This window comes from Limosilactobacillus sp. (assembly GCF_041859915.1).
GTDB lineage: Bacteria > Bacillota > Bacilli > Lactobacillales > Lactobacillaceae > Limosilactobacillus.
In genome coordinates, this window is record NZ_JBFLGB010000042.1 from 1 (window position 1) to 14,459 (window position 14,459).

Consider the following 14,459-nt stretch of genomic DNA (forward strand, 5'->3'; position numbering starts at 1 on the left):
AGTAGTGAAAGGGCTTGGGTTTGCAACGGAATCAGCATAGTGACTAGGCCAAATTGGCGAATAGTTTGAAAAAGGGTAATGACCCAAACAGAACTATTGGCGCCAATGAGTGCTTGACCAGCAGTACCAATAATGTCGATTGTTAGGCCAGCACCAACCAAAATCTGGATGGGGTAAATATCGTAGAAACGACCGCTAGTTGTCGAAAGTAAGCCGGTAAGACAAGCTCCTGGTAAAACGGCCATTGCAGAGATAATGGTACTTTTACCAAGCACGATCTGGACAAGAAGGGGAATCAAAATGGTGTTGCCATACATTGTCGCTGTGATTAGCATATTAATGGTCGTGGCAAGTACAAACTGCTTATGATGAAAAATCGTTAAATTAATCAGTTGGTGGTCACTATGGCGCTGGGTAAAGTAAAAGAGAAGTAAAAATGTTAAACCAATTAGGACGTAACCACAAACGTTAAAGTACCCTAGCCGATTATTGGAAACGTTTGAAAGTCCCATCAGTAATGACCAGAGGCCAATAGTGACCGTGATTAAACCGCTGGTATTAAAACGAGGAGCATCGTTGTGCGGAATGTAAGGCAGTAAGAAAATGGCCATTAACATGACAACGGCCATGAAGGGAATGATTAAAATAAAGAGGTAGCGCCAAGAAAGGTAGTTAAGCAATACCCCTGAAAGGACGGGGCCGAAAATTGGCGCGCAATTAAAGGCTAGCCCAATCACTCCCATGATTTGCCCTTTTTTACCCGGTGCAGCGTAACGAATTGCTAGGACATTAACAAGGGGCATCATCATCCCAGCCCCAATTGCTTGGATCATCCGAGCGGCGATGACAAAGATAAAAGCGGGAGCCATCGCCCCGATAATTGTTCCTATTAAGAAAACACCACAGAATAAGATAAACAAGTGACGAAAAGAGAAACGTTTGATAAGGTAAGAACTAACCGGGATCATCAAGGCATTGACGAGCATGTAGCCATTGATTACCCATTGCACACGGGTCTCACTAATGTGAAAAACGTGCATAAAGGTTGGCAAGGCAATGTTCATTAAAGTAGAACAAAGGAGCCCAAGGAAGGTTCCTAGCACCATGATGATGAGGGCATGGCGAATTCGTTGGTTTTGCATAGACTAATGAGACTTCCTTAGAATAATAGATATCGAATAATAGTTTACTTACTTAATTAAGGAAGTCAATTACTATAGCGGTGATAGCAGTGATTTTTGGAATTTTATGATAACGGTGTTAAAATATAGCTACAAATGTAAACGAAAGAAAGAGGAGATCCTATGAAAAAAGCATCATTAGAAATTACCCCGGCAGAATGGCAGGTTATGCGGATTATCTGGACGCTGGGTGAAACTACCAGCAGTCAGGTAACGACGATCCTGCAGCGGAAGGTCGATTGGAAAACGGCGACGGTTAAAACTTTACTTCGTCGCTTAGTAGTTAAAGGTGCTTTGTCAACGACCAAGCATGGGCGGGGATTTATTTACCGACCATTAGTCAAGGAGCAGCAAACAATGGATATGGTAGCGGATGAACTTTTTACCAGCATTTGTGAGCGCCGGGTTGGTAAGACTTTAATTCATATTATTAATCAGGTGCCCTTAAGCAAAAAAGATATTCAGGCCCTACAAGAAGTCTTAAAGAAAAAAGCGGTAACGGCTCCTGATGAGGTGCAGTGCAACTGTGTTCCCGGAATGGCAATGGATAATTGTGGGACAGATTAAGACTAAAAATAAGCCAGTGAGAAATTTTTCTCACTGGCCTATTTCTTTACTTATCCTTTTGTTGGTCGTTATTCTTTTTAGTCTTCTTCGGCCGGATATAAATAACCTTAAACTTATTAACATAAGCGTTTTGAAGGTCTTGAGGGATGAAGGAGAAGTTATCAACCCTGATCGGTTGACCGACCTTCAAATCATATTGTCGCTCAAGGAAGAACCCGGTTAGAGTCGTTACTTCGGAGTTTTCAAACTGTTCAATCTTGGTATGGAAGTAACGTTCAAAGTCATCAAGGGGCATTTTCCCTGAAACTTCGTAGGTTTGGTTCCCCTTAGCATCGGGTCCCTTCTTTTCGATCATATCGGAAGTGGCGTGATCAATTTCTTCACCCACGGTTCCGAAAAGTTCTTCGTAGATATCCTTATCGGTGATGATCCCGGAGGTCCCACCATATTCGTCTTGAACCACGACGATTGGTACTTGTTTTCTAATCATCGTTTGTAAGACCTTGGTGATCCGTTCGCTTTCGTAAACGATTGGGATCTTTCGCATAATGGTGCGAATCGACTGCTCAGGATTGATTTGGTTTTGCCGCATGACATCATAAGAAAAAATGTAACCTAAGATGTGATCCTTGTCGTTATTAGCGACGACTGGGAAACGGGTAAACTTCTTCTCAAAATAAAGCTTAGCAGCGTCAGCAATCGTAGCTTTGATATCGATGACGGATAGCTGTGTTCGGTCAATCATGATATCGGCAGCTACCTTATCATTCATTTCAAAGGCCCGCTGCATAAAGACAACATCTTCTTTATCCATCTCGCCGGCTTTTTCAGATTGACGAGAGAGGGTAACAATTTCATTTTGTGAATAGGTATCCTCTTCTGGTCGGACACTAAAGCCTAGTAATTTGGTAATTCCCGCCGCAGCGACAGCAAAGAGCCAAACAAACGGATAGAAGATCGTGTGGAAGAACTGGACCACATGAACGATTGATAATAGGATTGGTACCGGTCGATCGATCGCCATGTTTTTTGGTACTAAGTCGGTAAAAACGGCGTGGAAGAAGGTGAAGATCAGTACACCTAAGATTGGCGAAACGACTTCCCGAACATTAGTTGGTACGATGGAAATCTTCATCAATAAATCAGAAATAAATTGATCACCAATCCACCCTAAAATCAGGGAGGTCATCGTGACCCCAACCTGGGCAGTAGAAAGGTATTCATTTAAGTTGTTGACCATGTGCTCAGCATGCTTAACTTTCCGGGTCTGCTTGAGTTCTTTCAATTCACTTGGTCGGACCTTGACGACGGAATATTCGAGTAGCGTAAAAAGCGCTGCTATAAACAGAATAAAAATGATAACGAGTAATCTAAACCAATATGAAGACCATAATTCACTCATATTTGATAAATTCACCTAGTCTTTCGTATTATATTTCAAACTCTATTGTAGCAAGTTCGAAGGCCAGTGACTATATATTTGTATAGCTTTCTGCGGTAAAATTAGGGTTAAATTAATCCAAAAGAAATAGGGGTGAGTAAATTGGTTAGCAAATCTAATAATATCAAAAGAAGTCAACGCTTGCGGGAGATCATGGCAGTACTGCGCCGCCATCATTTCTTGAGTAACTTTTATCATCAGGCCAATCCTCGCGAGGTTTGTATTGCGTTGCAAGAACTTGGCCCCACCTTTATTAAGCTTGGCCAAATCCTTTCAACCCGGTCAGACTTGGTGTCACCGGCTTACATTAAAGAGCTGCGCCGCCTTCAGGATCGGGTACAAGCAGATTCATTTACGAGCGTTCAGCGAACCTTTGAAGCACAAACCGGCAAGCCAATTAGTGCTGTCTTTGCCCATTTTGATGAACAGCCCTTTGCTTCGGCTTCAATTGGTCAGGCCCATCATGCGACGCTGAAAGATGGAACGGCGGTAGTCGTTAAAATTCAGCATCCAGCTGTTAGTCAGCTAGTTAATACTGATATTATGCTAATGCGCCGGGCGGTGAAGCTACTTCGTTACGTACCGACTGGGATGACCGTGGTTGATTTCAATAAAGTGTTAGATGAATTAAGCACTTCTTTATTGAGTGAGGTTAATACAATCAATGAGGTTCATAATGGTGAACGGTTTTATAAGCTGAATAATGGGGATGACATTATTCGTGTTCCCCGGGTCTATGCCAAGTATTGTGCCCCCGAAGTGTTGGTGAATCAAGCAATGAAAGGACAAAGTGTTCGTTGCCTTTTTGAACAACCAATGGGATCCCATAAAAAGGAACAACAGGCACAGCGCCACTATATTGCCCAAGTTTTAGTAAAGAACTTTTTGAAGCAGGTCTTTGTTGATCACTTTTTTCATGCTGACCCCCATCCTGGTAATATTTTAATTCAAAATTTGCCGACAAATGCTCAACTAGGTTTAAAAACGACTCGTCAACACCAGGTAAAAATCGGGTTAACCCAGCTCGAATATCGGCAACAAGAACCGTTGCCGCCATACCGAATTGTTTATTTGGACTTTGGGATGATGGGAACATTAACACCAACCATGGCAGACGGAATTGCTAACGTCGTGCTGGCAATTACTACTAAAAATACTCGGCGGATTGGTCAGGCGGTTTTAGCGATTTGCAATAAGACAGGCTCAGTAAATGAACCGCAGTTTCTTAAAGAATTAGGTAATTTTATTCATCCCTATCTATCAATGGGAGTGGGTGAGATTGATTTTACGACGATGCTTTACCAGATTGTTCAACTATGTCAGAGAAACCATCTTCAAATGAAGCCCGAGGTAACACTGCTAATCAAAGCCTTTGGTACGTTAGAAAGTACGGTGGCTAAGCTTGATCCTGACATTTCTATGATGCAGGTAGCACGTCCTTTTGGCCTTCGCTATTTGAAACGAAAATTTAATTGGCGGACTACCTTAGACGACCAACTGATTAACTTATATTCAGCGGCCCAAGAAACGAGCAAGTTGCCAGATAAGGTGGGTGCTACTTTAGATACGATTGCTAATGGTGATACCCAAGTAAATTTTAAATACCAGGGCCAAGAGCGGTTAGTCAAGCAGATTGAGCGTATTACTAATCGTTTCCTGATTGTAATTATCTTGGCAGCCGTTATCATGGGGTCTTCAATCATTGTTGAAGGGAGTAGTAACCATCCCAGTATCTTCCGTTTAGGTGTGATTGGTTACTCAATTGCCTTGGTGGTGATTGTCGCACTAGTCTTGAGCGAATCAATCCATCGCTGGAAAAATTGGCGAAACCGCAATAAATAAGACTTGGAAGGCTAAATGATAAGGGGTTAAGGAAATATTCCTCAGCCCCTTATTTGTTTACTTATTCTTGTAAACGGCAATTTCAACCAAATTATTATCAGGATCGTGGATGTAAAGCGAGGTCATCTCACCCTCAGAGCCATGCTTAACAACCGGCCCTTCAATAACGTCCACGTAGTAGCTGCGTAGGTGATGAATGATATCTTCTAACTTATCACCAGCAACGAGACAAAGGTCAGCGGATCCGGTTGTGGGATGGGGTGCCTTTAGCTTGGTTGGCCGGTCAGCCTTTTGCAGGCGAATTAACTGGTGACCACAGCGTAGGGTAATTACTTGGTCGGTGGTTTGCTGTTTGATCACCGGCATGTCGAAGACTTCATGGTAAAAGCGCATTGATTCTTCCAAGTCATTGACGGTCAATACGATATGATCGATTCGACGCATTTTCATATTAAAAACCTCTTCTTTATCAAGAATTCAGTTTAATTATACTGACTTCGATCACTTATTGGCAATGTTGTGGAGGCTGGAAATAGTTTGTTTTGACCTTTTTGTTAATAGAAATTATCAAATTCAGTAGTCTGACTGGAAACAGCATTAGTAAATTGCTTGACTGTGACCTTAGTGGATGGTTTATGCTTAAAGCAGCACTTTGATAAAAGGAATGGTTATGGAATGGAAACAACAGATAAGTTACCGACGAAAATTGAAGTGCGGGGTGGTCGGGTTCATAATTTAAAAAACATTGATGTCGACATTCCCTTGCACAAATTTGTAGCAATTTCGGGACTTTCTGGGTCAGGCAAGAGTTCCCTAGCAATGGGGATCCTTTATGAGGAAGGTTCCCGACGTTACTTGGAAGCCTTGTCAACTTATACTCGGCGGCGAATTAAACTCGGTGCCCAGGCTGATGTTACCAGTGTTAAACACATTCCTTCAGCGTTGGCACTGCGACAACGGCCAGCAATTCCGTCTGAACGAGCAACCGTCGGGACAATGAGTGAAACCTTTAATGTTATTCGACTAATTTTCTCCCGTTTGGGTTCACCGGTTTGTCCCAATGGTCACCGTTTGAAGCCGAGTCTAGCGATTGCTAGTGCGATGAGTAAGGCCGGTAATGCAATGGGTAAAATTACTTGTCCTGTTTGTGGAGCTACTTTTATGGCCTTTAGTGCTGAGGACTTTGCCTTTAACTCCACCGGTGCCTGTGAACGCTGCCAGGGAACCGGAAGTGTCCGAGAAATCGATGAGAGTAAACTAATTGGTGACCCCAATCTGAGCTTAGCTGATGGAGCAGTGGCTTCATGGCATTTGCCAGGGCGAAACTTTATGCCCAGTGTTGCCCAGCAGGCTGGCGTCCGTATTCATGTACCTTATAAAGACCTAACCACTAAAGAAAAAGAGTTTGTCTTGAACGGGCCAAAGAAAAAATATCGGATGGACTTTCGTTCTGGAACTGGACGGGTCTTCCATGATTTTAACGCCCTTTATGAAAATGCTCATGAGGCAGTACTGGAATCTGCTAAGACCAGTAAGAGTGAACGGGCCCAAAAAAGAATTAGTGAGTTTTTTCATTACTCAACTTGTCCCGTTTGCCATGGAACTCGTCTCAAACCGGAACTAATGCACCAGTTAGCTGGTGGCTTAAACATTGCCCAGGTAAGCAATCTCACCTTAGGAGAATTAACGGGCTGGAAGAAACGAGTTCAGGCAACGCTTCCGACGGATATGAAGGTCATGGCTGACTCCCTTTTTAAAGAATTTGATGATAATTTACGGCCCCTATTAGAATTAGGCCTGGACTATTTGACCTTATCAAGGAACGGTAACAGTCTTTCTACAGGTGAATTGCAACGAATCCAGCTTGCGCGGACACTACGAACCCAAACGACCGGAGTATTGTACATTCTAGATGAGCCTTCTATTGGTCTACACCCAGATAACGTTAGTGGCTTGTTAAATGTTTTCCGAGAATTAGTTAACCAGGGTAATTCATTGGTAGTTGTTGATCATAATATTGATATCATCAAGGCAGCTGACTGGATTATTGAGATTGGCCCGGGCTCTGGTGAACAAGGGGGACAAATTTTAAATCAGGGAACACCGGCGGAGATTGCTCAAGACCCTACTTCTAAGATTGGTCCTTACCTGAATGGGACGGCTAAACTACTTGCGCGGCCAATCACTGCTGAGTCAGCTCCTGACCAGATCAAATTTCGAGTAGCTGGATATTATAATCTTAAGAATGTTAGTGGCCAGTTACCAGTTAATCGGTTAACGGCCATTACTGGTTTTTCGGGAGCTGGGAAAACTAGTCTAATTTTGGATAGCCTAGTACCCGCAATTAAGGCTCAAGCAAAGGGATTAGGTGTCCCTAAGCAAGTTAAGCAATTGACAACCCCATTAAGTGAGGTGGTTAGTGTTGATGCTGCCCCAATTGGTAAGACAATGCGGTCAACAGTAGCAACCTATACCAGTATCATGGATAATTTACGTAAACTTTTTGCAGCCCAACCATTAGCTAAGAAAAAGCATTACACAACAAGTTACTTTTCCTACAATAATAAGCAAGGTGCCTGTCCTACTTGTGGCGGCAGTGGGGTGGTTACTCTGGATATCCAGTTCTTGCCAGATATGCAGCAAACTTGTCCGACTTGTCATGGTAATCGTTATAATCAGGCAGTTCAGGCAGTGAAGTGGCATGGTTACTCAATCGTTGACCTCTTAAAGTTGGATGTAGTGGCAGCATTGCCAATTTTCAAGGATGTCCCTAAGATTGAACGTGAGCTGAAATTGTTACAAGAAGTCGGCCTTGCTTATCTACACTTGGGTGAGAGTACGCCAAGCCTGTCGGGCGGGGAGGCCCAACGTTTGAAATTGGTTAAACACTTGAATCATAACCAGCAAAAGACGCTCTTTGTTTTTGATGAGCCAACGATTGGCCTGCATCCCCTTGATGTTAAGACACTATTGGGTGTGATGCAGCAGTTGCTCGATCGTGGTGCTACCATCGTGACGATTACTCATGACCTTAACTTAGTGATCAATGCCGATTACCTATTGGATTTGGGGCCCCGTGGCGGCAGCAATGGTGGTCAAATTGTCGCTCACGGTCGGCCACTGGATTTAGTTAAGAAACCAATTAGCCTGACAACTCGTTACTTAGCAGAATACTGGAAACGTTTTAATTAAGATCAATAATAAATATTGAAGGCCTTGTGGTACTAAATGAGTATCGCAAGGCCTTTTGAATTGTGTTAAGCAACTTGATGTTTAGTTTTGGTTCGTTTGATCATTTTCTTAATTAAAAAATAGCAAAGGACAATGATGACGATTGCAATAATAGCACCGATGATACGTTTACTGTCACCACGAAAGATAGCGTCGCCACCAAAGGCATAGACAAATGAAGTTGGTGCCATTCCAACTGTAGCCATGATTAAAAAACGTTTACGGCTAACTTTTAACCGGGAACCAGCATAGTTAACTAGGAGACTTGGAATGATTGGAATCATGTAACCGATCGTAAGACCAATTAGGGGATGTCGTTGATTCAATAAATAACCGAGCAATTTGGATTTCTTGGTATGCTTAGAAAGATTAATTTTTCGAATTAAATTCATGACGGCACAATTACCGAGAATATTACCAAACCAGTTGATTAGAAATCCAATAAAGGGTCCATAGCAAAGACCGGCAAAGATGCAGACCACCGAATTAGACATTCCAGGGATAGCATTAAAAATAGCGATCAGTAGTAGCAATAAAATCATATCTTGTAAACCATGACTGCGGATTAGGTGGAGCAGGATGGCCTGGTTGTGTTTAGTGGGGTGAAAAAGCAAGGCAATTTCCGGTCGGTAATCCCGATAGATTAGAAAAAGGACGATCAAGGCAGCAATTAGACCAATAATGATCAAAAGACGCTTGTCAATAAATTTCTTCATTGGTTAATCCTCCTTTGGCAAGTGAAAACCTGCGCGGGTAAAAAGTTGACATAGTGTGTGCCGTAGTAATGGATCATGGGCGTAGAGGTAGGTTCCATAAACGCCCCGTTTGAAAAGAACATTAAGCGAATTCATAATCATCCTTTTCTCTAATCGGGTGATCATTTGAGGATCCGTAAGGTCGGCTCGCTTTTTGAAGGCTTCGGTATCGGTATACTTATCAAGGTTAACTTGCAGGTGGTTAGTAGCAGGGATCTGGCTGATGGGAGGGCCAATGATAATGCCGGTGTAATTAAGGTCAAAACCTTGACAGGTATAAATTGATCCCACCTCGTTAATTGTCTGTGGCAATTCGGCCCATGGTGTAGCGGTGTAGTTATACTGATCCCAGGGCATTTTAAAGCGGCCCTCTTTAATGTAATGCTTACCACCATCAAGGGTGGAAGGATAGCCGGAGGTTGAGAGAATTCGCGAAAGGCCAATTGCTTTGTTACGTCGAACGATTGCTTGACGCATCTGTTCAGCATCATTATAAATTCGAAAATCGTAGTGATTGCGAGCAGTGGTCGGTAACGGTGTTAACCGGTAATCGTTGGTAAAAGTATTGAACCACTTAACCAGTTCTGGGCTTGCGTTCATTCGAAACATCTTGGTAAGGTGATATTCGCGATGCGGGTATTGGTTAGTGATTTTGCGGAGACGTCCTGGTGTCCAGAGACTTTTCATCCGCAAAACTTGATATTGATCAAAAACGATTACCACAACTTTGGCCCGTTTAATGATTTCAACTAACTGGTTATTATGGTAAAAATTATTGTAATGGTCAGGCTTGGAAAGCAGGAGGTGTGCTTCGTCAATGATGGCCACGTCAATCTTTTCATGGCGCTTATCTAATTGGTTAATGAGTGAAGTCGGTCGGGCGAAGTCTTTCTTGTAAAGTTCTGGCAATCGTCCGGCAATTTCTCGGTAAACTTTCAGAATTTCGGGGTGGTTAACGAGAAAATAATTGGTGGTATGGTAAAAAGGAGAATTGGAGTCCTGACGAGCAGCTTTTTGCAGGCGGTCAAAAAGTTGGGAAAGGATGACGCTCTTTCCAGTTCCGGCATCGCCAAAGATAGTATAGGTTGCTGGATAATCTTCTTGCAGGTGGTGAGCAGTGAAGTGGAGAACGTCGTTAACTAAATGTTCTTGTTCGGATGTTAATTTTTTAAATGGTGAAAGTTTTTTAACTGCCATATTATCAATTTGTGTCATTATATTCGTTTCTTCATCTGGTAATCAACTTTATGTTAGCTTAAGTTATCTGGTGACGTCAATTTGGAATTAGGATAATTTTCCGATAGGTTTAGAACGTGATAAAATATTAGTAGATTAATAGAGAGATAAATGATTACTAAATTAGTTCAAGCTAAAGGAGTGGGCGTCAGATGAATTTGCATCCGGATTATTTGTTAAATGTAGTGAATGAACCGGCGGACATTAAGAAAATGTCACTGGATGAACTAAAGGAACTAGCGGCGGAGATGCGGCAGTTAGTTTTAGAACGAGCTGCGGCAATTGGTGGCCATGTCGGTCCTAATCTTGGGGTAATGGAACTCACCATTGCCTATCACTACGTTTTCAATTCACCACACGATAAGATAGTATGGGATGTTTCTCATCAGAGCTATGCTCATAAGATGCTCACGGGCCGCAAATTAGGATTCCTAGATCCGGATCATTATGAAGATATTACTGGATATACTTCTCCGGAAGAAAGCGCCCATGATTTCTTCGAGGTAGGACACACGTCAACTTCCATTTCGTTGGCTGTCGGCTTAGCTCAAGCTCGTGATTTAACGAAGCCTCATTCTAAAAATAATATTTTAGCAGTGATTGGGGATGGGTCGCTGAGTGGTGGTCTGGCTTTTGAAGGTTTAAACAACGCTGCTAAACTTCATTCTAACTTGATTATTGTGGTCAATGATAATCAAATGGCGATTGATAAGGACCAGGGTGGTCTTTATAAGGGACTTAAGAACTTGCGTGATACTAACGGTAAGTCACCAAATAACATCTTTAAGTTCATGGGTCTAGATTATAAATATGTTGCTGATGGGAATGACCTTCAGACAATGATTAATGCTTTTCGGGACGTAAAAAATATTGATCATCCGATTGTTTTGCATGTTAATACCTTAAAGGGTAAGGGTTATACACCAGCTGTAGAACATAAAATGGAATATCATTGGCGTGCACCGTTTGATCTGAAGACCGGTAAGGATAAACATCCGGTAGTTAATGGCTATAATGAAGCAGTCCTTGATGAACTTGATAAGCAGATTGCTGCGGGGATGCCAGTAGTGGCAATTAATGCTGCTATTCCTGGTGTCTTTGGTTTAAAACGTTTCCAAGAGGCACACCCGGATCGTTACTTTGACGTTGGTATTGCTGAACAGGATTCAGTGACAACGGCAACGGCGATGGCTGTAGCGGGCGCTCGTCCAGTTGTCTTTCAAAATAGTACTTTTTTACAACGGGCTTACGATCAATTGATCCATGATATGGCGTTAAATGATTCACCCGTAGTCATGATTGTTCGTGGGGGAACTATCGCTCAAGGCTCTGCCACTCACCAGGGTACGTTTGACATTTCGATGATTAGCAATCTTCCTAATATTGAATACCTAGCTCCGACAAACGTTGAAGAAATGGTTTCCATGTTGCACTGGGCATTGAAACAACGAGAACAACCCGTTATTATTCGCCAGCCCGAAAAGGAGTTACTGCATGGTAAACCAACCCAAGATGATTATGGCGTTATTAATTATGATGTTGCTCACCACGGAAGCGAGGTTGCCATCATGGCCGTTGGTGATTTCTGGGAACTTGGTGAAAGGGTTTACGAGCAATTAAAGAAGAAACTGAATATTGATGCAACTTTGATTAATCCTAAGTCGATCACTGGTATTGATCAGCATGACTTGCACCACTTAGCGGAGAATCATGATGTTGTCGTAACTCTGGAAGATGGTAATTTAAATGGAGGCTTTGGTGAAACCATCGCTCGATATTACGGCCCAACCGATATGAAAGTTATCAATTTTGGAGCCCCACGTGAGTTTGCTGATAATGTACCACTGGATGTTATGAATGAGTGGTACCACCTGACTCCTAAACAAATTGTTGATGATATTGAAAAAGTTCTTCATTCATTATAATGAAATGCCCGTCAGCGAAGCCTTATAGCTTGAACTGGCGAGCTATTTTTGTTTAAAAACGTTCATTTTGATTTTTCTAACGTTCTTTATTAAGTGAGAGCTAAAAAACAGGAGGAATCAAAATGTCAACAAATTATTTTTATCACCGTTCAATGCTTGGTTTGGTATCAGCAACTATACTAATATCGTTGGGAGCGACACCAGTGTTAGCCGCTCAGGTTAGCCCAACGTCAACAGCAATTGCCGATTCTGTTAAGCCAGCTGTCACGATAAAAAAAGTAACCCAGACGATTAGTTATACTAATCCCTTAACTAATCAGGATGTTAATATTACTCATGTCACCACTTTACAGCTCGATCGGAATGGTAACATTATTCAAGCTGCAAATGATATTTGGCCAGAATATTTTTTGCCATATTTTCCAGGCTATACTGCTGTTCCACAAATGATTATGGCAAAAAAGGTCGATGTTAACACGAAGGATAGTCAGCCCTTTATTCATTATTACCCCATTGATCCGACTAGCAGTGCTTCTCCACATAGCATTCATTTTGTATTCCGGGACATTAATGATAAAAATGTCGCTTATAAAACAATCTTGGTATCTGCCAGGGATAGTGGTCATATGTTAGATTTGCCACAACCACCTGCTGGTTGGAAATATGTTAATCAACTTCCTAAGCAATTTCATGATTTTGATAATGGTACACCAATCAGTTTAATGGTTGAAAAAATAACTTCTCCAGAAATTCACCAGGAGAAGAAGCAGCTTCATCGACAAATTATTTTGCACCTACCAGGAGGAAATCGAGTCATTACACAAGTGGTCACAGCAGCCCGAACAGTTAAAATCAGTAACGGAAAGATAACTACTAGTGAATGGCAAATTCCACCTTTTGCTAAGTATCAAGTACCGAATATTGATGGCTATACAGCTGATATTACTGAGGTATCACCCTTGCAATTAACAACGGATCAACTCTCTGATTCACTTGCACCAGTAGAAATTCGGTATCAAAAAGATTCGGTAACGACGAGAGAAGAGGGTACCCAAACAACTAAACCTGAAACGAAGGACGAAGGCACCGGGACCGATTCAGTAACGACAAGCGAAGAGGGCACGCAAACTGCTAAGCCTGAAACGAAGGACGAGGGTACCGGGACCGATTCGGTAACGACGAGAGAAGAGGGTACCCAGACTGCTAAGCCTGAAACGAAGGACGAAGGCACTGGGACTGATTCGGTGACGACGGGTGAAGAGGGTACGCAAACAACTAAACCCGAAACGAAGGATGAAGGTACCGGGACCGATTCGGTAACGACGAGTGACGAAGGCACGCAAACTGCTAAGCCTGAAACGAAGAATGAAGGTACCGGGACTGATTCAGTGACGACGAGCGAAGAGGGCACGCAGACTACTAAGCCCGAAATGAAGGACGAGAGTACCGGGACTGATTCGATAACGACGAGTGAAGAGGGTACCCAAACAACTAAACCTGAAACGAAGGATGAGGGTACCGGGACTGATTCGATAATGACAAGCGAAGAGGGTACGCAAACAACTAAGCCTGAAACGAAGGATGAGGGTACCGGGACCGATTCGGTAACGACGAGTGACGAAGGCACCCAAACCACCAAACCTGAAATGAAGGACGAGGGTACCGGGACCGATTCAGTAACGACAAGTGAAGAGGGTACCCAGACTGCTAAGCCTGAAATGAAGGACGAAGGCACTGGGACTGATTCGGTGACGACGAGTGACGAAGGCACCCAAACTGCTAAGCCCGAAACGAAGGATGAGGGTACCGGGACCGATTCGGTAACGACGAGTGAAGAAGAAAGCCAAACTGATCATTCTGCAAAAAAACATTTATCTCTTAATAATCAGCAAGATGAGATATTGAATATGAATGATGATGTTAATAAGGGAGCATTCAAAAACAATGGTCAAGATTTACAAGGGGACACTAATTTATCAGAGATGGCTTCGAACAGTTTAGCGCCGCGCTCAAATAATTCGTCTTCAACACTAACTCCTATTAGTTCACCAAGTACCGAACATCCAATTGATTCAGATAATTTTCATAATCAACTTGCACAATTACAAGCTCCATTGGCAGAATTAAATGATGATCAAGAAACGTCTTCTGATTCAGGTAAACAGGCAATACAATTACCACAGACGGGGCACCATGAGAGTCTTAGTACAATTCTTTTAGGATTAGCCACCGGAATGATAGCAGCAATATTGCCAATTAAAAAATGGCGATAATAGTGATA

10 protein-coding genes are annotated in these 14,459 nt (G+C 42.6%); 5 read left to right on the forward strand and 5 right to left on the reverse strand.

Going from position 1 to position 14,459, the window contains the following annotated elements; genetic code table 11:
• Positions 1-1,142 (reverse strand): MFS transporter (locus ACEYV4_RS06595; protein ID WP_373842547.1); only part of this gene is annotated, 1,142 nt, incomplete at its 3' end.
• A gap of 162 nt (positions 1,143-1,304) precedes the next feature.
• Between ACEYV4_RS06595 and ACEYV4_RS06600 the strand changes: the two genes are divergently transcribed.
• A complete protein-coding gene (locus tag ACEYV4_RS06600) occupies positions 1,305-1,748 on the forward strand; it encodes a CopY/TcrY family copper transport repressor (RefSeq protein ID WP_373842548.1) in 444 nt (147 codons plus the stop codon).
• A gap of 46 nt (positions 1,749-1,794) precedes the next feature.
• Here ACEYV4_RS06600 and ACEYV4_RS06605 read toward each other — a convergent pair whose 3' ends face one another.
• Positions 1,795-3,150 (reverse strand): hemolysin family protein, encoded by a 1,356-nt coding sequence (locus ACEYV4_RS06605; protein WP_373842549.1) that lies wholly within the window; start codon positions 3,148-3,150, stop codon positions 1,795-1,797.
• A gap of 141 nt (positions 3,151-3,291) precedes the next feature.
• On the opposite strand from ACEYV4_RS06605, the gene ACEYV4_RS06610 reads away from it, so the two are divergent.
• Positions 3,292-5,031, forward strand: coding sequence for an ABC1 kinase family protein (locus tag ACEYV4_RS06610; RefSeq protein ID WP_373842550.1), 1,740 nt, complete (start codon positions 3,292-3,294; stop codon positions 5,029-5,031).
• Between the two features lie 57 nt (positions 5,032-5,088).
• Here the strand turns inward: ACEYV4_RS06610 and ACEYV4_RS06615 are convergent, their stop codons facing one another.
• Positions 5,089-5,481, reverse strand: a complete 393-nt coding sequence (locus tag ACEYV4_RS06615) for a VOC family protein (protein WP_373842551.1) — start codon at positions 5,479-5,481, stop codon at positions 5,089-5,091.
• A 225-nt stretch (positions 5,482-5,706) separates the two neighbouring features.
• Between ACEYV4_RS06615 and ACEYV4_RS06620 the strand changes: the two genes are divergently transcribed.
• A complete protein-coding gene (locus ACEYV4_RS06620; RefSeq protein WP_373842552.1) occupies positions 5,707-8,223 on the forward strand; it encodes an excinuclease ABC subunit UvrA in 2,517 nt (838 codons plus the stop codon).
• Between the two features lie 65 nt (positions 8,224-8,288).
• On the opposite strand, the gene ACEYV4_RS06625 is transcribed toward ACEYV4_RS06620, so the two are convergent.
• Together ACEYV4_RS06625 and ACEYV4_RS06630 are read right to left on the reverse strand one after the other, a co-directional pair.
• Entirely contained in the window at positions 8,289-8,978 is a 690-nt protein-coding gene (locus ACEYV4_RS06625; protein WP_373842553.1) for a TVP38/TMEM64 family protein, read from the reverse strand.
• A 3-nt stretch (positions 8,979-8,981) separates the two neighbouring features.
• Positions 8,982-10,232 carry a DUF2075 domain-containing protein gene (locus tag ACEYV4_RS06630; protein WP_373842554.1) on the reverse strand — a complete coding sequence of 417 codons (1,251 nt, stop codon included), beginning with the start codon at positions 10,230-10,232 and terminating at the stop codon, positions 8,982-8,984.
• A gap of 173 nt (positions 10,233-10,405) precedes the next feature.
• Here ACEYV4_RS06630 and ACEYV4_RS06635 point away from each other — a divergent pair, with 173 nt between their 5' ends.
• Entirely contained in the window at positions 10,406-12,178 is a 1,773-nt protein-coding gene (locus ACEYV4_RS06635; RefSeq protein ID WP_373842555.1) for a 1-deoxy-D-xylulose-5-phosphate synthase, read from the forward strand.
• A gap of 122 nt (positions 12,179-12,300) precedes the next feature.
• Positions 12,301-14,451, forward strand: coding sequence for a hypothetical protein (locus ACEYV4_RS06640; protein ID WP_373842556.1), 2,151 nt, complete (start codon positions 12,301-12,303; stop codon positions 14,449-14,451).
• Positions 14,452-14,459 lie beyond the last annotated feature (8 nt).